The sequence below is a fragment of the Streptomyces griseus genome (assembly GCF_001715295.1).
Classification (GTDB): Bacteria; Actinomycetota; Actinomycetes; order Streptomycetales; family Streptomycetaceae; genus Streptomyces; species Streptomyces griseus_G.
This window is the reverse complement of record NZ_MDKB01000003.1, coordinates 554,865-580,181: the sequence shown is the minus strand read 5'-3', so window position 1 is coordinate 580,181 and position 25,317 is coordinate 554,865. Positions and strand designations below refer to the sequence as shown.

At 72.8% G+C, this 25,317-nt stretch carries 23 protein-coding genes and 1 other RNA gene; 13 read left to right on the top strand and 11 right to left on the bottom strand.

Translation table 11 applies throughout. The features are described 5' to 3' along the window. Window positions 1-96: 96 nt before the first annotated feature. The 4 genes from BA175_RS18825 (at window position 97) to BA175_RS18810 (ending at window position 4,048) form a co-directional block, all read left to right on the top strand. The gene (locus BA175_RS18825; protein ID WP_069172601.1) at window positions 97-1,137 is read left to right on the top strand and encodes an ABC transporter substrate-binding protein; all 1,041 of its coding nucleotides are present in this window, start codon (window positions 97-99) and stop codon (window positions 1,135-1,137) included. Between the two features lie 84 nt (window positions 1,138-1,221). Further along, window positions 1,222-2,058: a Nif3-like dinuclear metal center hexameric protein gene (locus tag BA175_RS18820; RefSeq protein WP_069172600.1), complete on the top strand. Its 837-nt coding sequence runs from the start codon at window positions 1,222-1,224 to the stop codon at window positions 2,056-2,058. Beyond that, window positions 2,055-2,798, top strand: a complete 744-nt coding sequence (locus BA175_RS18815; protein ID WP_217493225.1) for a zinc ribbon domain-containing protein — start codon at window positions 2,055-2,057, stop codon at window positions 2,796-2,798. Before BA175_RS18820 ends, BA175_RS18815 begins: the two co-directional genes overlap by 4 nt. Next, window positions 2,798-4,048, top strand: a complete 1,251-nt coding sequence (locus BA175_RS18810) for a bifunctional RNase H/acid phosphatase (RefSeq protein WP_069172598.1) — start codon at window positions 2,798-2,800, stop codon at window positions 4,046-4,048. Before BA175_RS18815 ends, BA175_RS18810 begins: the two co-directional genes overlap by 1 nt. A gap of 24 nt (window positions 4,049-4,072) precedes the next feature. Here BA175_RS18810 and eda read toward each other — a convergent pair whose 3' ends face one another. Both eda and yaaA read right to left on the bottom strand, forming a co-directional pair. Continuing rightward, window positions 4,073-4,717: a bifunctional 4-hydroxy-2-oxoglutarate aldolase/2-dehydro-3-deoxy-phosphogluconate aldolase gene (gene eda / locus BA175_RS18805; RefSeq protein ID WP_069172597.1), complete on the bottom strand. Its 645-nt coding sequence runs from the start codon at window positions 4,715-4,717 to the stop codon at window positions 4,073-4,075. Window positions 4,718-4,779: 62 nt separating this feature from the next. After that, entirely contained in the window at window positions 4,780-5,580 is an 801-nt protein-coding gene (yaaA, locus tag BA175_RS18800; RefSeq protein ID WP_069172596.1) for a peroxide stress protein YaaA, read from the bottom strand. 144 nt (window positions 5,581-5,724) lie between these two features. Here yaaA and rnpB point away from each other — a divergent pair. Next, window positions 5,725-6,125: RNase P RNA component class A (gene rnpB / locus BA175_RS18795), an RNA gene on the top strand. 433 nt (window positions 6,126-6,558) lie between these two features. On the opposite strand, the gene BA175_RS18790 is transcribed toward rnpB, so the two are convergent. Next, the gene (locus tag BA175_RS18790; protein WP_069172595.1) at window positions 6,559-7,197 is read right to left on the bottom strand and encodes a L,D-transpeptidase family protein; all 639 of its coding nucleotides are present in this window, start codon (window positions 7,195-7,197) and stop codon (window positions 6,559-6,561) included. A 200-nt stretch (window positions 7,198-7,397) separates the two neighbouring features. On the opposite strand from BA175_RS18790, the gene BA175_RS30915 reads away from it, so the two are divergent. After that, the gene (locus tag BA175_RS30915) at window positions 7,398-8,675 is read left to right on the top strand and encodes a hypothetical protein (RefSeq protein WP_139131405.1); all 1,278 of its coding nucleotides are present in this window, start codon (window positions 7,398-7,400) and stop codon (window positions 8,673-8,675) included. 192 nt (window positions 8,676-8,867) lie between these two features. Here the strand turns inward: BA175_RS30915 and BA175_RS18780 are convergent, their stop codons facing one another. The 3 genes from BA175_RS18780 to BA175_RS18770 all read right to left on the bottom strand — a co-directional run bounded on the left by BA175_RS18780 (window position 8,868) and on the right by BA175_RS18770 (window position 13,199). Beyond that, window positions 8,868-10,205: an MFS transporter gene (locus tag BA175_RS18780; protein WP_069172593.1), complete on the bottom strand. Its 1,338-nt coding sequence runs from the start codon at window positions 10,203-10,205 to the stop codon at window positions 8,868-8,870. A gap of 375 nt (window positions 10,206-10,580) precedes the next feature. Continuing rightward, on the bottom strand, window positions 10,581-11,483 hold the full coding sequence (locus tag BA175_RS18775) for a glycosyltransferase family 2 protein (RefSeq protein ID WP_069172592.1): 903 nt from the start codon (window positions 11,481-11,483) through the stop codon (window positions 10,581-10,583). Between the two features lie 267 nt (window positions 11,484-11,750). Next, a complete protein-coding gene (locus tag BA175_RS18770) occupies window positions 11,751-13,199 on the bottom strand; it encodes an MFS transporter (RefSeq protein ID WP_069172591.1) in 1,449 nt (482 codons plus the stop codon). 99 nt (window positions 13,200-13,298) lie between these two features. Between BA175_RS18770 and BA175_RS18765 the strand changes: the two genes are divergently transcribed. Together BA175_RS18765 and BA175_RS18760 are read left to right on the top strand one after the other, a co-directional pair. Continuing rightward, window positions 13,299-13,937 (top strand): TetR/AcrR family transcriptional regulator, encoded by a 639-nt coding sequence (locus tag BA175_RS18765; protein ID WP_069172590.1) that lies wholly within the window; start codon window positions 13,299-13,301, stop codon window positions 13,935-13,937. Window positions 13,938-13,998: 61 nt separating this feature from the next. Continuing rightward, complete coding sequence (locus tag BA175_RS18760; RefSeq protein WP_069172589.1) at window positions 13,999-15,000, top strand: aldo/keto reductase; 1,002 nt, start codon at window positions 13,999-14,001, stop codon at window positions 14,998-15,000. A gap of 30 nt (window positions 15,001-15,030) precedes the next feature. Here BA175_RS18760 and BA175_RS18755 read toward each other — a convergent pair whose 3' ends face one another. The 3 genes from BA175_RS18755 to BA175_RS18745 all read right to left on the bottom strand — a co-directional run bounded on the left by BA175_RS18755 (window position 15,031) and on the right by BA175_RS18745 (window position 17,405). After that, entirely contained in the window at window positions 15,031-15,885 is an 855-nt protein-coding gene (locus BA175_RS18755; RefSeq protein ID WP_069172588.1) for a PhzF family phenazine biosynthesis protein, read from the bottom strand. A gap of 156 nt (window positions 15,886-16,041) precedes the next feature. Further along, entirely contained in the window at window positions 16,042-16,503 is a 462-nt protein-coding gene (locus BA175_RS18750) for a lamin tail domain-containing protein (protein WP_069172587.1), read from the bottom strand. A gap of 146 nt (window positions 16,504-16,649) precedes the next feature. Then, window positions 16,650-17,405 (bottom strand): SDR family oxidoreductase, encoded by a 756-nt coding sequence (locus BA175_RS18745; RefSeq protein ID WP_069173108.1) that lies wholly within the window; start codon window positions 17,403-17,405, stop codon window positions 16,650-16,652. 142 nt (window positions 17,406-17,547) lie between these two features. Here BA175_RS18745 and BA175_RS18740 point away from each other — a divergent pair, with 142 nt between their 5' ends. Beyond that, window positions 17,548-19,218, top strand: coding sequence for an alkaline phosphatase D family protein (locus tag BA175_RS18740; RefSeq protein ID WP_069172586.1), 1,671 nt, complete (start codon window positions 17,548-17,550; stop codon window positions 19,216-19,218). 39 nt (window positions 19,219-19,257) lie between these two features. Here BA175_RS18740 and BA175_RS18735 read toward each other — a convergent pair whose 3' ends face one another. Then, the gene (locus tag BA175_RS18735) at window positions 19,258-20,262 is read right to left on the bottom strand and encodes a Gfo/Idh/MocA family protein (RefSeq protein ID WP_069172585.1); all 1,005 of its coding nucleotides are present in this window, start codon (window positions 20,260-20,262) and stop codon (window positions 19,258-19,260) included. Window positions 20,263-20,347: 85 nt separating this feature from the next. Between BA175_RS18735 and BA175_RS18730 the strand changes: the two genes are divergently transcribed. Together BA175_RS18730 and BA175_RS18725 are read left to right on the top strand one after the other, a co-directional pair. Continuing rightward, window positions 20,348-21,658 (top strand): multidrug effflux MFS transporter, encoded by a 1,311-nt coding sequence (locus BA175_RS18730; protein ID WP_069172584.1) that lies wholly within the window; start codon window positions 20,348-20,350, stop codon window positions 21,656-21,658. A 65-nt stretch (window positions 21,659-21,723) separates the two neighbouring features. Beyond that, window positions 21,724-22,722, top strand: coding sequence for a small ribosomal subunit Rsm22 family protein (locus tag BA175_RS18725; protein WP_069172583.1), 999 nt, complete (start codon window positions 21,724-21,726; stop codon window positions 22,720-22,722). Between the two features lie 26 nt (window positions 22,723-22,748). Here the strand turns inward: BA175_RS18725 and ddaH are convergent, their stop codons facing one another. Beyond that, the gene (ddaH, locus tag BA175_RS18720; protein WP_368073319.1) at window positions 22,749-23,657 is read right to left on the bottom strand and encodes a dimethylargininase; all 909 of its coding nucleotides are present in this window, start codon (window positions 23,655-23,657) and stop codon (window positions 22,749-22,751) included. A gap of 111 nt (window positions 23,658-23,768) precedes the next feature. On the opposite strand from ddaH, the gene BA175_RS18715 reads away from it, so the two are divergent. Together BA175_RS18715 and BA175_RS18710 are read left to right on the top strand one after the other, a co-directional pair. Then, window positions 23,769-24,389, top strand: coding sequence for a TetR/AcrR family transcriptional regulator (locus tag BA175_RS18715; RefSeq protein WP_069172582.1), 621 nt, complete (start codon window positions 23,769-23,771; stop codon window positions 24,387-24,389). 142 nt (window positions 24,390-24,531) lie between these two features. Further along, window positions 24,532-25,275 carry a bifunctional DNA primase/polymerase gene (locus BA175_RS18710; protein ID WP_069172581.1) on the top strand — a complete coding sequence of 248 codons (744 nt, stop codon included), beginning with the start codon at window positions 24,532-24,534 and terminating at the stop codon, window positions 25,273-25,275. Window positions 25,276-25,317: the final 42 nt, after the last annotated feature.

Here is a 25,317-nt window from a genome sequence, read left to right as displayed (position 1 = left end):
CCTGAAGAGGAGGGGGTGCCTGTGCTGACGGTGACACGTGTGAAAGGTTAGCCTTCCCTAAGAATTTCCTGCGAGAGTCCCGAACTGGAGCGAATGATGTCCCTTCGACGCCGCGGTACCGCCGCAGTCGGCCTGGCGGTGGCTGCCGCTCTTTCCCTGTCGGCCTGCGGTGGTGACGACACGTCGGGGGGCTCCACCTCGGCCGACGCCGGCGGCGACAGGAAGGCGGCCGTCGCCACGGGCGGCAAGGACTTCGGCGACGCCGCGAAGAAGACCGCCGGGTACGGCACGGACGCGGCGGCCGGCGAGTTCCCCCGCACGGTCACCCACGCCATGGGCAGCACCGAGATCAAGGCCGCGCCCGAGCGCGTCGTCGTCCTGGACGTCGGTGAGTTCGACAACGTGGTCTCGCTCGGAGTGAAGCCCGTGGGTTACGCGCCGTCCGAGGGGGACGCGGCCATCCCGTCGTACCTGGAGAAGGACGCGGGCGAGCCGAAGAGCGTGGGCACGATCAACAGCCTGAACCTGGAGGCGATCGCGGGCCTGAAGCCCGACCTGATCCTGGGCAGCCAGCTGCGCGCCGCCGACAAGTACGACGAACTCTCCAAGATCGCGCCGACCGTCTTCTCCATCCGCCCGGGCTTCACCTGGAAGGAGAACTACCTCCTGAACGCGGCAGCGCTCGACAGGACCGCGAAGGCCAAGGCCGAACTCACCGCCTACGAGGCGAAGGCCAGGAAGCTCGGCGAGGACATCGGCCCGGACAAGCCGACCATCTCCATGGTCCGCTACCTCCCCGACCGGATCCGCCTGTACGCGAAGGCCTCCTTCATCGGCACCATCCTGGAGGACGTCGGTCTGCCCCGGCCCGAGAACCAGCAGATCGACGACCTCGCCACGGAGATCAGCCCGGAGAACATCGACCAGGCCGACGCCGACTGGATCTTCACGGGCGTCTACGGGGACGCGAAGGCCACCCAGCGCGACACCGCCCGGGCGAACCCCCTGTGGAAGAACCTCGACGCGGTCAAGGCCGGCCGGGCCAAGGACGTCCCGGACGAGACCTGGTACCTCGGCCTCGGGGTCACCTCGGCCGACCTGGTGCTGGACGACCTCCGCGCCGACCTCGTGAAGTAACGGTTCGTGTCCGACCGGAGCCCGCCCGTACGGGCTCCGGCCGGCGGGGGCGGCGGGGCACGGCGGACAGGTAGCCTTTCCCCCGTGCCCCGTCTGTCTGAAGTCATCGCCGAGCTCGACGCCCTCTGGCCTCCCGAGCGGGCCGAAGGCTGGGACGCGGTCGGCACGGTCTGCGGCGACCCCGAGGCGGAGATCGACCGGGTCCTCTTCGCCGTCGACCCCGTCCGGCAGATCGCCGACGAGGCCCGCACGCTCGGCGCCCAGCTGATCGTCACCCACCACCCCCTCTACCTGCGCGGTACGACGACGGTCGCGGCGACCACCTTCAAGGGCCGGGTCGTGCACGACCTCATCCGGCACGGCATCGCCCTGCACGTCGCGCACACCAACGCCGACACCGCCGACCCCGGGGTCTCCGACGCCCTCGCCGCCGCGCTGGACCTGCGGGTCACCGGCCCGCTCGTGCCGGACCCCGGCGACCCCGAGGGCCGGCGCGGACTGGGCAGGATCTGCGAGCTCGACCACCCCGAGACCCTCCGCGCGTTCGCCGCCCGCGCCGCCGCCCGGCTGCCCGCCACCGCGCAGGGCATCCGCCTCGCGGGTGACCCGGACGCCGTCGTACGGCGTGTGGCGGTGAGCGGCGGCTCCGGCGACAGCCTCTTCGACGCCGTACGCGCCGCGGGCGTCGACGCCTTCCTCACCGCGGACCTGCGCCACCACCCGGCCTCCGAGGCCGTCCAGCACTCGGCGCTCGGCCTGGTCGACGCCGCGCACTGGGCCACCGAATGGCCCTGGTGCGAGCAGGCCGCCGCGGAACTCGACGCGATTTCCGACCGCCACGGATGGGACCTGCGGGTCCACGTCTCGAAGCAGGTCACCGACCCCTGGACCACCCACCACTCTTCTGGAGCCCCCAACTGAACGCCGCGCCCGCCGACCAGATCCGACTCCTCGAAGTCCAGGCCCTCGACGTACGTCTGTCGCAGCTCTCCCACAAGCGCACGTCCCTGCCCGAGCACGCCGAGATCGACGCGCTCAGCAGCGACCTCGCCCAGCTGCGCGACCTGCTGGTCGCCTCCCAGACCGAGGAGAGCGACACGACCCGCGAGCAGACCAAGGCGGAGCAGGACGTCGACCAGGTGCGCCAGCGCGCCGTGCGCGACCAGCAGCGGCTCGACTCCGGCGCCGTCTCCTCCCCGAAGGACCTGGAGAGCCTGCAGCGCGAGATCACCTCGCTCGCCAAGCGCCAGGGCGACCTGGAGGACGTGGTCCTCGAGATCATGGAGCGCCGGGAGTCCGCGCAGGAGCGTGTCGCCGAACTGACCGAGCGCGTCAGCGCCGTCCAGGCCAAGGTCGACGACGCGACCGCACGCCGGGACGCGGCGACCGCGGAGCTGGACGCCGAGGCCGCCACCGTCGCCAAGGACCGTGAGGTCGTCGCCGGTGCCGTCCCCGCCGATCTGCTCAAGCTGTACGACAAGCTGCGCGCCCAGCAGGGTGGCGTCGGCGCCGCCCGGCTCTACCAGCGGCGCTGCGAGGGCTGCCGCCTGGAACTGAACATCACGGAGGTCAACGACGTGAAGGCCGCGTCCCCCGACACCGTCCTGCGCTGCGAGAACTGCCACCGCATCCTCGTCCGCACCGCGGAGTCGGGCCTGTAATGACGGCTCCGCGCCAGCTGGTCGTCGAGGCCGACGGTGGCTCCCGGGGCAACCCGGGACCCGCCGGCTACGGCGCGGTCGTCATCGACCCGGCCGAGGCCGTGACCCTCGCCGAGACCGCCGAGTACATCGGCTTCGCGTCGAACAACGTCGCCGAGTACAAGGGCCTGATCGCCGGTCTCGAGGCGGTGAAGGAACTCTTCCCGGACACGCCCGTCCAGGTCCGTGTCCGGATGGACTCCAAGCTGGTGGTCGAACAGATGTCGGGTCGCTGGAAGATCAAGCACCCCGACATGAAGCCGCTCGCGGCGGAGGCCGCGCGCATCCTGCCCGCCTCCGCCGTCACGTACGAGTGGATCCCGCGCGAGAGCAACAAGCACGCCGACCGGCTGGCCAACGAGGCGATGGACGCGGGCAGGCGGGGTGAGCGGTGGGACCCGGCCTCCTCGGCGGCCGGCCTGGAGAGACCGCGTACGCCGGCGCACCCCGAGCCGCCCTCGGGTCCGCCCGGGGACGCCGTCGCGGGTGCCGCGAAGGTCCGGGCCGCGATGGCGGCGGCGCGGCCGGGGGCGGCCCGCCCCCCGGTGGTCACCCCGCAGGTGGGCTGGGCGAGCGCACCCGACCTGGGCGCGCCCGCCACCTTCCTCCTGCTCCGGCACGGTGAGACGGCCCTCACCCCCGAGAAGCGGTTCTCCGGCAGCGGCGGCGGTGACCCCGAGCTCTCGTCCACCGGCCGCCACCAGGCCTCCTGTGCGGCGGAGGCCTTCGCCGCACAGGGCACGGTCCAGGAGATCGTCAGTTCCCCGCTGCGCCGTTGCCGCGAGACGGCCGCGGTCGTGGCGGACTCCCTCGGCCTGGAGGTCCGTGTCGAGGAGGGCCTGCGCGAGACGGACTTCGGAGCGTGGGAGGGCCTCACCTTCGCCGAGGTGCGCGAGCGCTACGGCCCTGATCTGACCGCCTGGCTCGCGTCCGCCGACGCGGCTCCCACGGGCGGCGGCGAGAGCTTCGCCGAGGTGGCCGAGCGGGTGTCGGCCGCCCGCGACCGGCTGATCTCCCGCTACACCGGGCGCACGGTGCTGCTGGTCACGCACGTAACCCCGATCAAGACCCTGGTCAGGCTGGCGCTGGGCGCCCCGCCGGAGTCGCTCTTCCGCATGGAGTTGCTGCCCGCCTCCGTCTCGACGGTCGCGTACTACGCGGACGGCAACGCCTCCCTCAGGCTCCTCAACGACACCTCGCACCTGCGGTGAGGTGACGGGCCGGCCGCCGAGGCGTCAGCCGCGCAGGGCCGACGCCTCGGCGGCCAGGCGCTCCACCCGGGGCCAGTCCTTCGCCGCCAACGCGTCGGCCGGAACCATCCAGCTCCCGCCCACGCAACCGACGTTCGGCAGGGCGAGGTACGAGGACGCGGAGGCGGACGAGATGCCGCCCGTCGGGCAGAACCGGGCCTGCGGGAGCGGTGCGGACAGGGCCTTGAGATAGGCCGTGCCGCCCGCCGCCTCGGCCGGGAAGAACTTCATCTCCGTGACGCCGCGCTCCAGCAGCGCGACGACCTCCGACGTCGTCGAGACCCCCGGCAGGAACGGCACGCCGGCCGCCTTCATCGCGTCCAGCAGGGTGTCCGTCCAGCCCGGGCTCACCAGGAAGCGCGCCCCGGCCCCGACCGTCTCGCGCACGTTCCGTACGGATATCACCGTGCCGGCGCCCACGACGGCGTCCGGCACCTCGGCGGCGATCGCCCGGATCGCGTCGAGCGCGGCGGCGGTGCGCAGCGTCACCTCGATCGCGGGCAGCCCGCCCGCGACGAGTGCGCGGGCCAGGGGTACCGCGTCGGCCGCGTCCTCCAGGACCACGACGGGGACGACGGGAGCGAGGTCCAGCACGGAAGCGGACACGGCGGCGGGCGCGGAGGAGGTCATGCGGGACATCCTGCCGCGTGAACGGCACAGTACGCAACGAGCGTTGCGCATGCTGCAATGAGTCAGTGGATCTCGGTGACCACCACGTCGAGGGCCCACGCCCGCCCGGCCCGCTCCGGAGCCCGCGCCTCCACCACGTAACCGAGACCGCGCAACACCTCCACCAGCTCCGCCGGCCCCTTCGGCCGCGCCCCGGACGTCAGCAGATCGCGGACCATCCGCCCCTTGGTCGCCTTGTTGAAGTGGCTGACCACCGACCGTTTCTCGACGCCGTCCACCACCTGTGACTGCAGCACCCGCACGCTCGCCGTACGCTCCGCCACCTCGCCCACCGGCTTCCACGCCCCGGTGTACGCGGACGACCGCAGATCCAGGACGAGCCCGTCCCCGGCCGCCTCCGGCATGACGGCGGCCATCGGGCCCCGCCAGTACGCGCCGAGGGCGCCCAGTCCGGGGAGCTTCACGCCCATCGAACAGCGGTAGGAGGGGATCCGGTCGCCCACCCGGACGGCGCCCCACAGCCCGGAGAAGACCAGCAGCGACTTCCCCGCCCGGCGCCGGGCCGCCGCGTCCAGCGTGGCGAGGCCGAGGGCGTCGTACAGCACCCCCGTGTAGATCTCCCCGGCCGGCCGGGTCGCGGCCGTGCGCAGCTCCGCGTTCTTCGCGATCTCGCCCCGCAGCCCGTCGCTCAGGCCGAGCACCTCGCGGGCCTTCTCCCCGTCGGCCAGGCACAGCTCGACCAGCTCGTCCAGGACGGTGGCACGGGCCCCGGCGAGGCCCGGCAGGGACAGGGACTCGAGCTTCAGGGGGGCTCCGCGCCCCGGTGCGGCCTTTCCTTCGGAGGGCGGCAACAGCACGAGCACGGGGGTTCTCCTTCACACGCGGCACGGGGCCCCGCGTGCAGGAGGCCCCGGGGCAAGGGTACGGCGGCCGCCTGGTCGGGCCGCCGACGTCCGGCAGCCGTCCGGGACGCCCGGTCCGGCGGGTACCATGGTCCGCACGGCAGACGAGCCGGGCGGACGGCCGCGTGGGGATCCCCGGATCCTCCCGAGGAACGTCCGGGCTCCACAGGGCAGGGTGGTGGCTAACGGCCACCCGGGGTGACCCGCGGGACAGTGCCACAGAAAGCAGACCGCCCGGGACCTCGGTCCCGGGTAAGGGTGAAACGGTGGTGTAAGAGACCACCAGCGCCTGAGGCGACTCAGGCGGCTAGGTAAACCCCACCCGGAGCAAGGTCAAGAGGGACCGCCGCAAGCGGTCCTGCGCGAACGTCCGAGGGCGGCCCGCCCGAGTTCGCGGGTAGACCGCACGAGGCCGGCAGCAATGCCGGTCCTAGATGGATGGCCGTCTCCCCGGCCGCCGCGAGGCGACCGGGCGACAGAACCCGGCGTACAGCCCGACTCGTCTGCCGCCACCAGCGGCTTCGCCGTGAGAAGGGCTTCCGGCCTGCGCCGGAGGCCCTTCCCGGTTTTCCTGGGCCGGCCGCTTCGGGCGGCACAAGGTCCCTCGAAAGTCCCTCGGGCGACGCTGGAAGTCCCTGGGCCGATGGCGCGCCGGGCAGGACGGCCCGCAGTCCGTCACGCCTCGTTCTCCGTGTGGAGGATGTGCCGCCCTGGCTGCCCAGGCCCGCAGGCTCTGTCCTCGCGTGGGCGGTCCGAACCGGTTCCGGTGGAAGAACACGTGGTAGCTGAACACCTGCCGAAGCCGGCGGACGAGCGCCCTGCTCCGGATGGCGTGGCCGGCCGCGTGCCTGCCCCGTGCGCCGGAACCACGCCCGCTCCGGGCTCGCAGTACCTCGCGGACGCCGGAGCGGGCTGTTCGAGTATCGGGGCCACCGATGGTCAGCGCACGGTGAGCAGGACGGCCCGCCCATGCTTGTTCATGTAGCTGAAGAGCTTGGCGATGTGGGTGGGGTGGAGCTTGATGCAGCCGTTGGACTTGTAGTCATGCACGCCCTCCCAGCGCTGCGGGCTGTCAGCTCCGTTGCGCGGGCCCTGCTTCCTGCCCTTCGTCATCTCGCTGTGGATGAAGAGCGCGGTGCGCTTGACCTTGCCGGTGCGGCATTTCGTGTCAGGCAGGCCGATGGCGTAGCCCTTGATCTTGCCGTTCCGGCCGGTCTCGAAGGAGGTCGGCTTGTACCTGCCGTTGGGAAGCCACCCGGCATCGGAGGTGCAGTCGTCCCGGTAGCTCTTGCCCATCTGCGTGTAGTCGCCCTTTTCCTTGTCGTAGTCGGCGGCCGTTCCCAGTCCAGACCCAGCCCGGTACGTGGCGATGTGACTCCTTCCGTTCCACAGCTGCAAAGTCGAGTTGGACGGGTCCTTCGCGTTCTTCACGAACACGAGGGCCACGTGGGACGCCGCACCGGCGGAGTGCTGATCCGTGGGTGCACCAGCTGCCGGCGGTGCCATCGTGGTGACCACTCCGGTGGCCAGTACGGCCGTGGCCGCCGTCGCCGCGATAACGCTCTTGAGATTGTTCATGGAGTCAGCTCTCCCTATTTTCTTCGGCCCGCGTCGGGGGCGGCGACCGGACGCTCCGTACCGCCGGAACCGACTGTGCCGTAGCCGGATCGGGAGAACATCAGTGCAAGCGAGTCGGCTATGTGCAGCGCAACGTGCACCTCCGTAACCTGTTGTTTCTTCGTTGCACTGCAACGAAGAGTCCCGTCGGGAGGGAGCCGATGACCGAGGAACCAGGGGATGAGTTCGCGAACCTCGCACGTGGCCTCGTGCAGGCACTGGACGCATGGGCAGCGTGTGTGAGGGAGCCGATCTCCAAGGACAGGCCGACACGGAAAGTATTGATCAGGGCGCTGGAGCAGGAGCGGGCTGCAGCAGAGTGGGCGTCGCGTGCGCCGATCGACGGGCCGATGCTGTCGTACTGGCTCCGCGGCGGTAGGCAACTCCTTCCCGGCACCAAGCACAACCGGTTACCTGGCGTGGAGGACAGTGCGGCTGTCGCACGAGCATTGGAATTGCATGCCCCCGACAATTCTAAGCGGTTGCCCATGATCGGCCGGGAGATCGCCGATCTGGGGCACAGGCTTCAGGAGACAGATGGACGCGGTTGGCGCCGCCGGGTCGGGGAGAGCGGATATCTGCATTCGTCCGGGCAGGTCCGCTCAGGAGGACCTGCCGGACCTTCCGCGGTCGCGAGCAAGGCTGATGAACCAAGCCCTCAAGGCCCCGTCGCGCTCCCGGTGAACGTGGAATCGACGGCTCCTGTCGAGCCGGAACCCGCCGGGCTTCCGGCGGTCGAACCCGTCACCACCGCCGTCTCACTCGGGGCACATGGCGCAGCAGTCTCGTCAGGGGCGGAAACCGGCGTGATCGGGACGGCGGGAATCACCGACCGGGCGAGGCGCCCGGCCAGGAAGAGATGGATCGGGGTGGGGGCACTCACTGCCGCAGCCGCCGCGTCCATCGGCCTGTGGGCGTGGCCCGGCGACGAGGAGCCGACCGCGACTGGCGTGGTTCCGGACACGTCGGCGTCACCGCGTGCGAAGGCCATAGGGGTCGGCGGTTCCGACGCTGTCACCTCCGCTGTGCCAGGCGGCCTCGACGGGAACTACCGATGCGGGAAATCGCGCAGCGCGGGCACGGTGATGTGGAAGCCGTGCTTGATCGTCACCCACGAGGCGAAGATGGCCTTCCTCGTCCAGTTCACCAACATCTCGGGCAAGCCGATGACGGTGAAGGCGAAACTCGCCTACGTCCAAGCAGCCGTGGAACAGACCTGCCCCGCTCCCTGGGGAACCTCGGAGACCATCACAGTCCCGGCCGGGGCCACTCGAATCAGCCCGCTCGACACCTGCACCGCTGCACTGACACCTTCTCAGGCATTCCAGACCAAAGCCTGGGTAGTGCCGCGTGATGCGACACAGTGGGCCTATCGGGAGCACTCGCCAACCTTGCACGTGCAAGAAGCCGGCAATCCGGTGTGGGCCGACCAAGCCTGAGGGCTGTCCCGCAATTGCCGGCGGGCGCGCGACGACAGCTACGGCACCTCGCCGCACCGTCGGAACGTCCATATACATCGAGTATGCGGACGTTCCTCCGCCGTGCGATGCCCCGTATCCGACGCCGCACGCTGATCCACCGGGAATTGCGGGACAGCCCTTCGGCGGAGCTTTTGGTCCGTCAGGACCGGCTCAGCCTCGCAGTTCCGTGACGGTTGAGTTTCGCTCGGCCGGAAGGGCGGGGAGTCGACGCTCCTTCGAAGCCGACGGGTCCGGGAGGGTCCGGCCCAGGCGGGCGAGCGGGGACAGGGCCAGCACGGCGGGGGAGAGCAGCAGCCCCGAGGCCGTCACCAGGAGGCCCGTACGCGACCCCCACTCCTGGGCGAGGAAGCCGCCGAGGAGCGATCCGAGCGGGGCGAGTCCCATACCGGCGAACGAGATGGTCGCGGCCGCCCTGCCCTGCATCTCGTCCGGGGTGAGCGCCTGGCGGACGGCCATCACCGTGACGTTGACCAGTTGACCGAAGGTCCCGAACACGAGATTGACGGCCACGAGCGCCGGCAGCACCACCGCCGGCGGGCCGTGCAGCGCGGGCACGCACAGCATCACGCCGTCCCCGAGCCCGGCCGCAGCCACCAGCACCACCCCGTGTCCGAACCGGCCGGGAAGGCGGGCGGCGAGCAGCGAACCCAGCAGCGCGCCCGGCCCGGTGGCCGCGAGCGCCAGGCCGACCGCCGTACCGGACAGCCCCAGCCGGCCGGTCAGGAACAACAGGTAGAGCGTCATCGTCGCCGCGAGGAAGAACTGGTAGGCGGCCGACGCGAGACCGATCGCGCGCAGTGCGGAGTCACCGGCGACGAAGCGGACCCCCTCGCGGATCTGCCGCAGGACCCGCGGGGATGCCTCGGGGACCCTCTCGTCACGGCGGATCCTCCGGAGGGTGAGGAAGGACCCGGCGAAGAACACCGCGCCGGACGCCACGGCGGCCGGCGCGGACAGCGCCGAGACGAGTACGCCTCCGAGCGCCGGGCCACCGATCTGGGCCACCGAACGGCTGCCCTCGAGCGCGCTGTTGCCCGCGACCAGCTGGTCACGCCGCACGAGCCGTACGAGGGACGCCTGGTAGGCCACGTCGAAGAACACGGACAGCACCCCGACCGTGAAGGAGGCCACCAGCAGAGCCGGAAGGGCGAGCAGCCCCAGCAGGCCCAGGGCGGCGGTGCCGCCGAGTACCAGGGCCCGGCCGAGGTCGGCCAGCATCATCACCGTGCGGGTGCGCCACCTGTCCACCCAGGCGCCGGCCGGCAGCGACAGCAGGAGGGCGGGCGCCTGCCCGACGGCCCGCAGAACGCCCAGTTGGCGGGGGTCCGCGCCGAGCGCGAGCACGGCGACGAGCGGCAGGACCAGCAGACCGACGTGCTCGCCGAACTGGGAGGCGGTCTGTCCCGCCCACAGCCGGCGGAAGTCGCGGTCGCGACGGAGGCCGGACGGTACGGGGGTACGGGGGCGGGGCACGGAAGCGGACGGCACAGCAGTCCCTCGGGTCGCCGAAGACGGATCCGCCGTCCCGGCACGCGTGGGGCGCTCCCCGGGACAGGCAGGGAGGATCGCTGTGCCGCGCGACGGGGGCAGCACGCGATGACGGGCCGCTCGCGGCCCAGGACGTCAACGCGCGCTCGGACGACCGGGCATCTCCCACTCCTGACGAGGATCGGCACGCGGTCCGTGCGTCACGGACCTGGGGGCTGTCGTGCGGATGAGGCCGGGCTCGCGGCTCCGTCGCCGGGCCCCGGCCCGCTCCGCGGGAGGAGCCGGCCGAAGCCGCTACCGGCCCGCTCCGCGGGAGATGCTAGCCGAGCCCGTACCCGCTCGCCGGTCCTTTTCCGGCGCCGGCCATCCGGCCCGTCAGACGACCGGCGGGCGGCCCAGGCGGGTCATCCGCCAGACCGTGCGCCAGCGCATCGGGCTGCGCACGCCGCACGGGGTGCGGACTCCCTCGGCGAAGCCGCCCGCCCAGGCGCGCAGGCCGCTGGCCGACCGGGTGCGGGCGGCGGTGAGCAGGATCCAGGTGCCGAGGTAGGCGGGGATCAGGGGCAGCGGCAGGTTGCGGCGGGCCAGCCAGACGCGGTTGCGGGCCGTCATCCGGTAATAGACCGCGTGCCGGGCCGGGGACGTCTTCGGGTGCTGGAGCAGCAGACCCGGTTCGTACACGATCTTCCAGCCCGCGTCGAGGGCCCGCCAGGACAAGTCCGTCTCCTCGTGGGTGAAGAAGAACTCGGCGGGCCACGGCCCGGTCTCGGCGAGCATCTTCATGGAGAGGGCGTGGCCGCCGCCGAGGAAGGCGGTGACCGGGCCCCCGCGCATGGGGTCGCCGGCGCGCAGGCGGGGGACGTGGCGGCGCTGGGTCTCGCCGTGCTCGTCGGCGATGCGGAAACCGACGATGCCGAGGCGGGGGTCGGCGGCGTAGAGGTCCCGCACCGTGCGGAAGACACCCTTGTCCACCAGGAGTCCGTCGTCGTCCAGCTCGATCACGACGTCCACGTCACCGAGTTCGGCGAGCCTGGCCAGGGCGGCGTTGCGGCCGCCGGGGCAGCCGAGGTTCTCGTCGAGCTCGATCGTCGTCACCCCGCCGGCCAGGCCGGTCAGGCCCGGGAAGGCGCTGTAGTCGGGGAGCGGTGAGCCGTTGCCGACGACGACGACGCGGGCGGGGCGTACGTCCTGCATGGCCACGGACGCCAGCAGCGCCTCCACCTGCTGCGGGCGGTCTCCCATGGTGACGACGGATACGCCGATGCGTGGTTCGGACAAGGTTCGGTACTCCTGAGGTTCGGCGGCAGCGGTGCTTCGACCGGTCCGCGGTGCCCGCGATCGTAACGTCCCGCTGTTCACCCGCCGGTGGTGGCCCGTCCACCGGAGGGCCGGTCCACGTTCGGTTCGCGCCGGGGGCGGGCGGGTGGTGGTGCTGAGCGCCATCCTGCCGGGCGCCCGCCCCGCGGCCCGCGCACGACTCGCTCCGGCTCGTGTCCGGTCGCCCCGGCTCCGGGCCGCCGGCGGCGGTGCGGCGCCGCGCCCGGCTCACCCGGTGGAGGTCCGTGCTCCCCGCCGGACCAGGGAGGCGCCGGCGAGCAGGGCGCCGGCCAGGACGATCGCCGCGTTGACGAGGACCGCCGTCGAGACTCCGGACAGCACCGCGTCCGGACCGGTGGCGCCGCCCGTCCGGGCGGTGACGACCGCGCTCATGACCGGGATGCCCATCGTGATGCCGACCTGCTGCGTCATCGTGGCGAGACCGGTGGCCAGGCCCTGCTCCTCGTCGGGGATCCCGGAGGTCGCGGTGACCATGAAGCCCACGATCACCAGCATGTTGCCGACACCGCCGACGAAGGTCGCTGCCAGCAGGAGGGTGATCCAGCCGCCGGAACTGCCGAGCGCCACGAGGGAGAGGGTGGCGACGGCCTGGACGGCACCGCCCAGGACGATCGTGCGCCGGGTGCCGAACCGGCCGATCGCCCGGCCGCCGAGCATGCCGCCGGCCACGGTGCCGATGCCGAGGACCCCGAAGGCGAGCCCGGTGGCGAGCGGGGAGTAGCCGAGGACCTCCTGGAGGTAGAGCGTGAGCAGGAAGACCAGGGACGTCTCCGTGACGAAGGCGATCAGCCCGGCGGTGTTGCCCCGGACGACGGTGGGCCGCTTCAGGACGCGCAGGGGGACCAGGGGCGCGGCCGCCCGCTTCTCGACGAGGAGGAAGGCGGCGAGGAGCGCCGCGCCGGCGAGCAGCGCGGCCGGGGTGGTGGGCGAGGTCCAGCCGCTCTCGCCCGCCTGCGTCAGGCCGAACACCAGCAGCAGCAGGCCGCCGGTGACGGTCACGGCGCCCGGCACGTCGAGCTTCGCCCGCACGGCGGGCCGTGAGTCGGCGATCACGGACGGGGCGAGCGCGACGACGAGCGCGGCGACGGGGACGTTGATGAGGAAGGCCCAGCGCCAGGAGAGCAGATCGGTCAGCAGTCCACCGAGGACGGCTCCCGCCGTGAAACCCGCCGACATCAGGGCACCGTTGAGGCCGAGGGCACGCTCGCGCAGCGGTCCTTCCTTGAACGCCGTGGTGAGCAGCGCGAGCCCGGCCGGGGTGACGGCCGCGGTGGCGAGTCCCTGGAGCACGCGGGCGGTGAGCAGCATGCCCGGTGTGGTGGCGAGCCCGCCCAGGACGGAGGAGAGGCCGAGGACGGCCATGCCGCCGATGAACAGGCGCTTGCGGCCGAGGAGGTCGGCGATCCGGCCGAACAGCAGCGTGAAGCCGGCGGCGGCGAGGGCGAAGGAGGTGGCTATCCACTGGAGGTGGGCGAGGGAGAAGCCGAGACCCTTGCCGACGGCGGGCAGGGCGACGTTCAGGATCGAGAAGTCCACGGCGATCATGAACTGTGCGCCGAGGAGGAGGACGAGGACGAGCTTCTGGCGGCCGGTCATGCGGGGCGAGTTCGGGGGCGCGAGTGGCGCCGCGGTGGGGGCCGTTCCGGACGTGGACATGGGGGCTCTCCCTGAGGGGTGTTTTAACGGACCTGTGGTTCCGTTAAGGTGGAGTCACCGTAGCAGGGGATGGGCAGCTAATGGAACTGGAGACCCGTTATGGAGGCTGAGGGAATGGGCGGGGCGGAGAACGCCGGAGGAGCGGAGCCGGGCATGGTCCGCCCCGGCGGGCGCACGGCCCGCGTGCGGGAGGCCGTCCTGCGGGCGGCCGGTGACGCGCTGGTCGAGTACGGTTTCGACCGGCTCGACCTCGCCGACGTCGCCCGCCGCGCCGAGGTCGGCAAGACGACCGTCTACCGGCGCTGGTCGACCCCGGCGGGCCTGGTGGCCGACCTGCTCACGGACATGGCGGAGCAGTCCGTGCCGCGTACGGACACGGGCTCGCTGGACGAGGACCTCCGGGCCAACGCCCGGCTGGTCGTGCGGACGCTGACCGACCCGCGTCAGGGGGCCCTCTTCGCCGCCGTGATCGCCGCGGCCACCTGCGACACCCGCACCGCCCAGGCGCTGCACCACTTCTACGCGGTGCGTATCGAGGAGTGGTCGGGCTGCGTCGAGGCCGCGGTCCAGCGCGGTGAGCTGCCCGCGGGCACCGACGCCGGCGAGGTGATCCGGGCCGTCTCGGCGCCCCTGTACTACCGGCTCCTCGCCAGCGGTGACCCCCTCGACGACGCGGCTGCCGACCGGGCCGCCCAGGCCGCGGCGGTGGCGGCGCGGGCCGGCGTGCACGTGATCTGACGGAGCGGTCGGCGGGAGACGGTTGACCTCTCGTGCACTCCAACCCGTAGCTTCTGCGCCCATGGACACGGAGACGAACTGGCGGACGAGGGTGCTGGGCGGCAGCGGGATCGAGGTCGGCGCGCTGGGCCTCGGGTGCTGGGCGATCGGCGGAGAGTGGTCGGCGCCGGACGGCAGCCCGCTCGGCTGGGGCCGGGTGGACGACGAGGAGTCGGTGGCGGCGGTCCGCCAGGCACTGGAGCTGGGGGTGCGCTTCTTCGACACGGCGGACGTCTACGGCGCCGGGCACAGCGAACGCGTGCTGGGCCGGGCGCTCGCGGGACGCCGGGACGAGGCCGTCGTCGCCACCAAGTGGGGCAACCTGTTCGACGAGCGCACGCGGGTGATGGACGGAGCCGACCGGTCGCCCGCCTACGCCCGTGAGGCACTCGTCGCGTCCCTGCGCAGGCTGGGGACCGACCGCATCGACCTCTTCCAGCTGCACCTGGGCGACACCCCGCCCGAGGAGGCGGCCGCACTGCGCGAGGCCTGCGAGGGCTTCGTCGCCGAAGGGCTGATCCGGGCCTACGGGTGGAGCACCGACGACCCCGAGCGCGCGGCGCTCTTCGCCGAGGGCGCGCACTGCGCCGCCGTCCAGTACGCGTGCAACGTGCTGGAGGACGCTCCCCGCATGCCGGACCTCTGCGAGGAGCGGGGTCTGCTCGGCATCGTCCGGAGCCCCCTGGCCATGGGCCTGCTGACCGGAGGGCGCGACCCGGTCCGGCGGGCGGCGGCCGGGGACATCCGGTCCGACCCGCCCGCATGGCTGCACTGGTTCCGGGCGGGCGGCGTCCCGTCGGCGCACTGGGCCGCGCGGGTCGAGGCGATCCGGGAGGTGCTGACCGCGGACGGCCGCACCCTCGCCCAGGGCGCCCTCGGCTGGCTGTGGGCCCGCAGCGGTCGGGCGGTGCCGATCCCCGGCTTCCGTACGGTCGCCCAGGTCGAGGAGAACGCGGCCGCCCTCGCCCACGGCCCGCTGCGGCCCGGTCAGCTGGCGGAGATCGCCGGACTGCTCGCACCGTAGCCGTAGCCGTAGCCGTAGCCGTGGGCCGGGTCAGGAGATCCGGGTGCCCGTACCGCTCACCCGGATCCGGGCGTCCCCCGGGCGCAGTTCGACGGTGAGCGTGCCGGGGCGGCCCATGTCCTCACCCTGGTGCAGGGTGAGGACCGCGTCGTCCGCGACGAGCCCCAGCTCGCGTGCGTACGCCCCGAAGGCGGCCGCCGCCGCACCCGTGGCCGGGTCCTCGACCACGCCGCCGACCGGGAACGGGTCGCGGACGTGGAAGACCGAGGCGGACGCGCGCCGGACCAGCTGCACGGTCGTCAGGTCGAGCCGGTGCATGAGCGCCTCGAGGCGGGCGAAGTCGTAGGACAGGTCCGCCAGCCGTTCCCGGGTCGCGGCCGCCAGCACCAGGTGGCGGGCGCCCGCGTAGGCGATGCGGGGCGGCAGGTCCGGGTCCAGATCGGCGGCCGGCCAGCCCAGGGCGGCCAGGGCCTCCGTCACCTCCTCCGGGGCCACGTCCATGACCCGGGGCTCGACGCTGGTGAGCGTCGCGCGGAGTTCGCCGTCCGTCCGGGCCACCGTGACCGGGACCGTACCCGCGGGGGTGCGGAACAGCAGGTCACCCGGGCCATCGCGTTCGGCCAGGGCGAGGGCCGCCGCGACCGTGGCGTGGCCGCAGAAGGGGACCTCGGCCTTCGGGCTGAAGTAGCGGACCGTGTGACCGCCCCGGCCGTCCGGCTCGGTGAGGAACGCCGACTCGCTGTACCCGAGTTCTGCGGCGATCGAGAGCATCGCCGCGTCGTCGAGCCCCGAGGCGTCCAGGACGACCCCGGCCGGGTTGCCGCCCGCCGGGTCGGCGGAGAAGGCGGTGTAGCGCAGGACGTGAGTGCGGGAAGGTCGGCTCATGTCGCTGGACAACCGAGGGCGGGGCGGGCGCATTCCCCCGGCTCGCACCGGCCAGTCCCCCCGCCGCCCCCGTGCCCGGGACGACCCGGGGTCCGGGACCCCGGGCCGCCCCAGGCCGCCGCGTGCCCCCCAGCACGCGGCGGCCCGTCACCGCGGTCAGTGGCAGGCCTTGACGCCGCTGCCCTTCGTCCAGGAGCAGGAGTCGAGGAGGGTGCCGCCGGGCCTGATGAGCCGCGCCTTGTCCCCGGTGTTGTTCCAGACGTACGAGCCGCGGCCCCAGTAGACGTGGGCCCCGGCGTTCCTGCCCTTGCCCGTGTGGACGCGGACCGTCTTGCCGGCGGCGATCCTGTAGCTGCCGAAGGTGTACGTGTAGCCCGTGTTGTCCTTCAGCTTGTAGCCCTTGAGCTGCAGCGTGGTCCGGCCGTTGTTGTGGATGTCCACGTACTCGGCCACGAGGGACGCGTTCGTCCTGGTGTCCTTGCCGGGGCTGTCGTACTGGATCTTCCCGAGGTGCAGGCCCCCCTGGTGCGAGGCGGCGGAAGCGGGAGCCGTGGCGAGGAGCGAGCCCGCGAGCGCGGCGGCTGCCAGGGCGAGGGGCGCGGCGGAGCGTATGTGCATGCGACGTGGTCCTTCTGTGTGTTTCCGGTGAAGGTCAGCAGCATACGGGGAGTACCCCCGCGCCGTGTCCGTCGCGCGGAAATCGGCAAACTCCGTCGTCCTGGGGGGTGTTCGGGGACGCGCACGGGCGGCGGACGCGGTGGGGGTCAGCCCCGGCCGACGTACGGCATGGCCGTCGCCATGACCGTCGCGAACTGCACGTTGGCCTCCAGCGGCAGCTGCGCCATGTGCAGGACCGTGCGGGCCACGTCGTCCGCCGCCATCACCGGCTCGACGGCCGTCTCGCCGTTCGCCTGGAGGATCCCGCTCCGCATCCGCTCCGTCATGTCGGTCGCCGCGTTGCCGATGTCGATCTGCCCGCAGGCGATCCGGTACGGACGCCCGTCCAGGGACAACGACTTCGTCAGGCCCGTCAGGGCGTGCTTCGTCGCCGTGTACGCCACCGAGTGCGGGCGGGGCGCGTGCGCCGAGACGGACCCGTTGTTGATGATCCGTCCGCCCTGCGGGTCCTGATCCTTCATCAGGCGGTACGCCCCCTGCGCGCACAGGAACGCCCCCGTCAGGTTGACGTCCACCACCGTGCGCCAGTCCTCGTGGGCGAGGTCCTCCAGGGGCGTGCCGGCCGGGCCGAACGTACCCGCGTTGTTGAAGAGCAGGTCCAGCCGCCCGAAGCGCTCCCGTACCCCGGAGAAGAGGGCCGCCACCTGGTCCGGGTCGGTCACGTCGGCGGGGACGCACACCGCGGTGCCCGGCCCGGCCGCGGCGGCGGTCTCCTCCAGCGGCAGGGGCCGCCGCCCCGCCAGGACCACCGTCCAGCCCGCGCCCGAGAGAGTGAGGGCGACGGCCCTGCCGATGCCCGATCCCGCACCTGTCACCACAGCGATCGACTGCTCGGAGTCCATGGCCCGGCAGCGTACGCGAGGCCGGGCGGCGACCGGCACCCGGTGCTCATCGCACCGCCATGAGGGCGATGTGTACCCGCCAACGGTACGTCGTCGCCGCGCATTCCAATGCCTCTGACAACATCCGGCAGGGGAGGGGCACATGACACCCGCACAGATCACCCGCACGCCCGGCGACCGGCACGGGCACTCCGCCGAGTTCCGCGAGGCTGCCCGGCGCCTCGGGTCCGGCGTGGGCCGCCGCCGTTTCCTCACGGTCACCGGCGCCGCAGCGGCCCTGGCCTTCGCCGCCGGCCTGCCGGCCGCAGGCAGCGCGAGCGCCGCCGAACTCGACGCCCGCCGGATCACCGAGGACCCCTTCACCCTGGGTGTGGCCTCCGGGGACCCGCTGCCCGACTCGGTCCTCCTGTGGACGAGACTCGCCCCCCGCCCCTACGACGCCGACGGCGGACTGCCCGCCGACCGCGTCCAGGTCCGCTGGGAGATCGCCCGCGACGAGCGCTTCCGCCGCGTCGTCCGGCGCGGCTCAGCCACCGCCCACCCCGAGTTCGCGCACAGCGTCCACGTCGACGTCGACGGCCTGGACTCCGACCGGACCTTCTACTACCGCTTCCGCGCCGGCAGCTGGATCAGCCCCACCGGCCGCACCCGCACCGCGCCCTCCCCCGGCGCCCGCAACGGCTCGATGACCCTGGCCGCCGTCTCCTGCCAGGCCTACCACGACGGCTACTTCACCGCCTACGGGCACCTCGCGTCCGAGGACGTCGACGTGGTCTTCCACCTCGGCGACTACCTCTACGAGTACGCGGTCACCGCCACCGGAGGCGCCCGCGGCTACACCGACCGCGTCCTGCCGGCCCACTTCGCCCGCGAGACGATCACGCTGGACGACTACCGGATGCGGTACGGCCTCTACAAGTCCGACCCGGACCTGCGCGCCGCCCATGCCGCGCACCCCTTCGTCGTCACCTGGGACGACCACGAGACGGAGAACAACTACGCGGGCGACACCCCCGAGAACGACGTCCCGCCCGAGGAGTTCCTGCTGCGCCGGGCCGCCGCCTACCGCGCCTACTGGGAGAACCAGCCGCTGCGCGCCCCGCAGCGGCCCACCGGCCCCGACATGCGGCTCTACCGCCGGCTGCGGTTCGGCCGGCTCGCCCAGTTCGACATCCTCGACACCCGCCAGTACCGCAGCAACCAGGCGTACGGAGACGGCTGGAAGATCCCCGGACCGGAGTCCGAGGACCCGGCGCGCACCATGACGGGCGCCGCCCAGGAGCGCTGGCTGCTCGACGGCTGGAAGACGTCCCGCGCGCAGTGGAACGTCGTACCCCAGCAGGTCACCTTCGCCCAGCGGCGCGACGTGCCGACCGACGCCTACAAGCTCTCCATGGACTCGTGGGACGGCTACCCGGCCTCCCGGCAGCGGATCATGGACGGGGCCGAGGCCGCCGGGATCGAGAACCTGATGGTGCTCACCGGAGACGTGCACGTCGGCTACGGCTTCGACCTGAAGAAGGACTTCGACGACCCGGCCTCCCGGACCGTCGGCACGGAGATCGTCGCCACCTCGGTCTCCAGCGGTAGGAACGGCTCCGAGAAGCCGGCCAACTGGGACAACCTGACCCGGGCCAACCCGCACATGAAGTTCTACAACGGCCGCCGGGGGTACGCCGTCGTCGAACTCCGCGAGGACCGGGCGCGCGCCGACTTCCGCACGGTGGCGGCGGTCACCACGCCCGGCGCGCCCCTCACGACGGCCGGATCCTTCGTCACCGAGGCGGGGAACCCGGGGCTCACCCCGGCGTGACCGGGCCCGGGCCCCGGCACCGAGGGGCCCGGCCCGGCGTCAGCGCCCGTCCGCCGGATAGCGGACGCCGATGCGGTCACGGACCGCGTCGAGCGTCCGCATCACGGCGAGCGAGCCGTCCAGCGGCACCAGCGGGGACTCCGTCTCGCCCGCCAGGACGGACCGCATCACCTCGACCGCCTCGTACTGCATGCCCGACAGTCCCTGCGGGCCGGGGCCGGTGGTGACCTCCTCGGGCTCCCGGCCCGGCCGGTGCAGGACGAGACGCTCGGGGTGGAAGAAGCCCTGCGGGAAGTCGATCCGCCCCGCCGTGCCCGTCACCGAGGCGATGGTCGGCAGGTCGCCGACGATCGAACAGCTCAGCAGCGCCGTGGCACCCGAGTCCCAGCCCAGCAGCATCCCGGTGTTGAGGTCGACGCCCTCCGGGGAGAGCAGCGCGTCCGCCTGCACCCGGTCCGGCTCACCGAGCAACAGCTGGGCGAACGACACCGGGTAGACCCCGAGGTCCAGCAGCGCACCGCCGCCCAGCGCGGGGTCGCGCAGCCGGTGCCCGGCACCGAAGGTGCCCGCGAAGCCGAAGTCGGCCTGCACCGTGCGGATCTCGCCGATGGCCCCGTCCCGCACCAGCTCGGTCATCCGGCGGATGACCGGATTGCAGTAGGTCCACATGGCCTCCATCAGGAAGAGGCCGTGCTTCCGGGCCAGGGCCACGAGCTCCTGCGCCTCCCGCGCGTTGAGCGTGAACGGCTTCTCGCACAGCACGTGCTTGCCGGCCTCCAGGGCGAGGGCGGCCGCCTCCCGGTGCGCGGAGTGCGGGGTGGCCACGTACACGACGTCGATGTCGTCGTCCGCGACGAGCTCCGCCCAGCTGCCGTAGGCCCGCTCGATCCCGAACCGTTCGGCGAACGCCTTCGCGGAGCCCTCCGTGCGGGAGGCGACCGCCACGACCTCGGCGCCCGCGTCCTTCACCGCCAGCAGGTCCGCCGTGAACGTCGCGGCTATGCCGCCCGTCGCCAGAACACCCCAACGCACCGTCCCGCTCATGCCCGCACGCCCTCACGCAAAAAGGTTCCGACCACTACGACTGACCTGAGAGCATAGATGCGGATTCAACGAAGCGGAGACGAGGATGCCGGACAGCGGCGTGAGCCGGGCCCAGCGAGCACAGCACGAAGAGCAGCCATCCCCACGCACACCGACCGGCCCCGCCCCGGCCGCCGCACGGCGGGCCGGACTCCTGGTCACCCTGGTACTCGGCGGACTCACCGCCCTGCCGCCCCTGTCGATGGACATGTACCTCCCGGCGCTGCCGGCGGTCACCGACGCGCTCCACGCCCCGGCGGCGACCGTCCAGCTCACCCTGACCGCGTGCCTCACCGGCATGGCGCTCGGTCAGCTGGTCGTCGGACCGATGAGCGACCGGTGGGGACGCCGCAGGCCGCTGCTCCTCGGCATGGCCGTCTACGTCCTCGCCACCGTGATCTGCGCCTTCGCGCCCTCCGCCGAACTGCTCATCGGTTTCCGCCTGGTGCAGGGCCTGGCCGGCGCCGCCGGCATCGTCATCTCCCGGGCCGTGGTGCGCGACCTCTACGACGGGATGGAGATGGCCAGGTTCTTCTCCACCCTGATGCTGATCTCCGGAGTCGCCCCCGTCATCGCGCCCGTGATCGGCGGGCAGGTACTGCGGTTCACCGACTGGCGCGGCATCTTCGTCGTGCTCACCGGCGTCGGCCTGCTCCTCACCTTCGTCGTCTGGAAGTGGCTGCACGAGACGCTTCCCGAGGCGGAGCGGCACACCGGCGGGATCGGCGAGGCCCTGCGGACCATGCGCGGCCTGCTGGCCGACCGGGTCTTCACCGGCTACATGGTCGCGGGCAGCCTCGCCTTCGCCGCGCTCTTCGCCTACGTGAGCGCCTCGCCCTTCGTCATGCAGGAGATCTACGGGGCCTCGCCGCAGACGTTCAGCCTGCTCTTCGGGATCAACTCGATCGGGCTGATCACCGTGGGCCAGATCAACGGCAAGGTGCTGGTCGGCCGGATCAGCCTGGACAAGGCCCTCGGGTTCGGACTCGCCGTCATCTCCCTCGCCGCGATCGCCCTGCTGCTGATGACGGCCGGTGTCTTCGGCGACGTGGGCCTGCTGCCGGTCGCGGCGGGACTCTTCGTCCTCATGTCCGCCATGGGGCTGGCGATGCCGAACACCAACACCCAGGCGCTGATGCGCACCCGGCACGCCGCCGGGTCGGCCTCGGCGCTGCTCGGCACATCGTCGTTCCTCATCGGCGCCGTCGCCTCGCCGCTCGTCGGCATCGCGGGGGAGGAGACGGCCGTGCCCATGGCCGTGGTCCAGGTGGTCTGCGCGCTCTCCGCCGTGGCGTGCTTCCTGCTGCTGTGCCGGCCCTGGCAGCGCGCCCCGCAGGACAGGGCGGTGGCCGGGTAACCGCACGGGACGGGTGCGGACCGCCGGCCTGCGGAGAGACGGCCCACTGCGCCTACAATTCGGCGGTGAACGCCACCCTCCCCACCGCGGAAGCCCTGCGCTCCGCCCTGGCCGAACTCCTCGACGGGCTGCCGCCCGCGCAGGCCGCGCAGGCCGTCGACCGGCTCATCGCCAGCTACCGCGGGACCACCCCCACCGACGCCCCCGTCCTGCGCGACCGCTCGGACGTCGCCGCGTACGCCGCGTACCGGATGCCCGCGACCTTCGAGGCCGTACGGGCCTGCCTCGCCGCACTCCGCGCGGCCGCGCCGGACTGGGTGCCCGCCACGCACACCGACGTCGGCGGGGGGACGGGCGCGGCGACCTGGGCCGTCGCCGGCGCCTGGGAGCAGGGGCCCCGGACGACCGTCCTGGACTGGGCCGAGCCGGCCCTCGCCCTCGGCCGTGAGCTCGCCGACGCCTCCGGCATCCCCACGCTGCGCGCGGCGTCCTGGCAGCGGGCCAGGATCGGTGACTCCCAGGAGCCCGCCCCCACGGACCTGGTCACCGTCAGCTACGTACTCAAGGAGCTCACGCCCGGGGACCGGACCGCGCTGGTGGACTCCTGTGCCGCGTCCGCCCAGGCCGTGGTGATCGTGGAGCCCGGCACACCGGACGGGTACGCCCGCGTCATCGAGGCCCGCGACCGGCTGATCGCCGCCGGGATGACCGTCGCGGCGCCGTGCCCGCACAGCGGCTCCTGCCCCATCGAGCAGGGCACGGACTGGTGCCACTTCTCGGCGCGGGTCAGCCGCTCGTCGCTGCACCGCCGGGTGAAGGGCGGCTCGCTGAGCCACGAGGACGAGAAGTTCAGCTACGTGGTGGCGACCCGCTTCCCCGCCGGTCCGGTGGAGGCCCGGGTCGTCCGCCGGCCCCAGATCCGCAAGGGCCAGGTGCTGCTGGAGCTCTGCACCAGGGACGAGGGACTGCGCCGGGCCACGGTCACCAAGCGGCACGGCGAGCTCTACCGTGCCGCCCGGGACACCGCGTGGGGTGACGCCTGGCCGCCGCCCGGGGACGGCTGAGGCGCCCTCCGTCTCCGGGGGACGCCTCAGCTCGGGGGCGCGCTCTCCCCGGCCCGCAGCTCCTGGGTGCAGCACTTCACACTGCCGCCGCCCTTGAGCAGTTCCCCCAGACCCACCGGCACCGGTTCGAAGCCCCGGTCCCTCAGCGGATCGAGGAGCCCCACCGCCTCCTGGGGGAGCAGGACGTGGCGCCCGTCGCTCACCGCGTTGAGGCCCAGGGCCGCGGCGTCCGCCTCCTGGGCGATCAGCGCGTCCGGGAAGAGCCGGGCCAGCACGGACCGGCTGCCCGGCGAGAAGGCGCCCGGGTAGTACATGATCTCGTCGGCCGCGTCGTCGAGCACGCACAGCGCCGTGTCCAGGTGGTAGTAGCGCGGGTCCACCAGATCCAGGCCGATCACCGGACGCCCGAAGAACTCCTGCGCCTCGCCGTGGGAGAGCGGGCTGGACCGGAAGCCGCGCCCGGCCAGGAGGTAGGAGGCGGTGACGGCGAAGTCGCCCTCGCCCTCGTTGACATGATCCGGTTCACGGATCTCGGTGAAGCCGTTCGCCCGGAACCACTCGCGGTGGGCCTCCGCCTCGGCGTACCGCTCCCGGTAGGCGAACCGGGCGCCCAGCACCCGGCCGTCGACGACGGTCGCGCCGTTGGCGGCGAACACCATGTCGGGCAGGTCGGGGCGGGGCGTGAGCAGCTCGACGGTGTGGCCGAGTGCGCGGTAGCGGTCGCGCAGGGTCTCCCACTCGGTGACCGCCAAGGGCAGGTCCACGGGTTTCGAGGGGTCCATCCACGGGTTGATGGAGTAGGTGACCTGGAAGTGGGCCGGGGCGCACATCAGGTAGCGATGAGGGGTGGCGTCACGGGGCAATGCGGGCTCCTCGCGAACGGCAGCCTGAGCTGCGGAACGGTGGGATGCGCACGGGTCTGTGCGTGCCTTCATGGTGCGCCCCGCCGGCCGATGGCGCAGTGATCCGAACGGGTGGTTCCCCCAGGACTACGGGCGGCCCGGCAAGACGATACGTACCGGAGTGCCGGCTTGTAGATTGGCGGCATGGCACCGCACAAGGCCCCGGACTCCAGCCGCCGCAGCGAACGCTCGCGCCGGGCGATCTACGACGCCGCGCTCGCCCTCGTGGGCGAGGCCGGCTACGGCAGGACGACGATCGAGGGGATCGCCGCCCGCGCCGGGGTCGGCAAGCAGACCATCTACCGCTGGTGGCCGTCGAAGGCCGCGGTCCTCATGGAGGCCTTCCTCGACCTGGCGGCCCGGCAGGCCGAGGCCGCCGGGGACGGCGCCTCCCCGGGCCTCCCGGACGGCGGGGATCTGGCCGCCGACCTGAAGGCCGTCCTGCGGGCCACCGTGGACGAGCTGAACGACCCCGTGAGCGAGGCGCCCACCCGCGCACTGACCGCCGAGGGCATCATGGATCCGGCCCTGGCCGCCCAGTTCGTGGAGAAGCTGTTCGAACCCCAGGCGCAGTGGTACGTCACACGGCTGCGCGCGGCCCAGGAGACCGGCGAAGTGCGGGCGGACATCGACCCGCGGATCGCGCTGGAGCTGCTGATCGCCCCGCTCACCCACCGCTGGCTGCTGCGGACCCTCCCGCTGACCCACGCCTACGCCGACGCGGTCGTCGACCACGCCCTGCGGGGCCTGTCGGCCGGAACCTGAAATAAACTCACCCCTCCCCGGCATTCCGTAGGCAGGAACCGGCCCCCGGGCACCGGCTCGGGCACCCCGCTCCGCGACTCCGGCCCCCGGGGGAGCAGGATGGTGGGACCATGGAGTCAGTACCGCTGAGGTGAGGGGATAGATGGGCGCCGATTCCGGCCGTTATCGCGGCACAGAGAGCAGGATCTCCCAGTGGCTGCGCCGACGGCCCAAACCGCAGCCGGAGGCCGACGAAGCGGCCCGTCTGGCCCTGCTCCTCGCTGTCGCGGACGCGGGAATGCCGATCTCACCCGCCGCGCATCCGTCCGGTTACCGATGTTCCTGCGAGCGTGTCGGCTGCCCGACGCCCGCCCGGCACCCCCTCTCCTTCGCCTGGCAGACGCAGTCCACGACCGACCGCGACCAGATCGAGCGCTGGGCCGCGGGACAGCCGCTGGCCAACTTCATCACCGCGACCGGCATGGTCCACGACGTCCTCGACGTCCCGCTGACGGCGGGGCACAGTGCCCTGGACCGGCTCACCGCCGCAGGCGTCGACGTCGGCCCGGTCGCCCGGTCCGGCGAGGACCGGATGCTCTTCTTCACCGCCACGCGCGGGACGCCCGAGGACGAGGACGAGTGGTGGCCGTGCGAGCTCGACTGCCATCCCGAGACGATGGACGAGCGTCCGGGGATGCGCTGGCACTGCCGCGGCAGCTACGTCCTGGTGCCGCCCGCGAGCCTTCCCGGTGACCAGGACGTGCGGTGGATCCGCGGCCCCGAGCATCCGCTGCCCGATCCGCTGACCCTGCTGGAGATCCTCACCGACGCCTGCGCGCAGTACGCGGACACGGCCGACGCGAGCGACCTCGACCACGACGCCGTGGCCTGGCCCACGAGCCGTTGACGCCCCCACCGGGGACGCTGTCACCGTGCCTCGCCGGCGGCC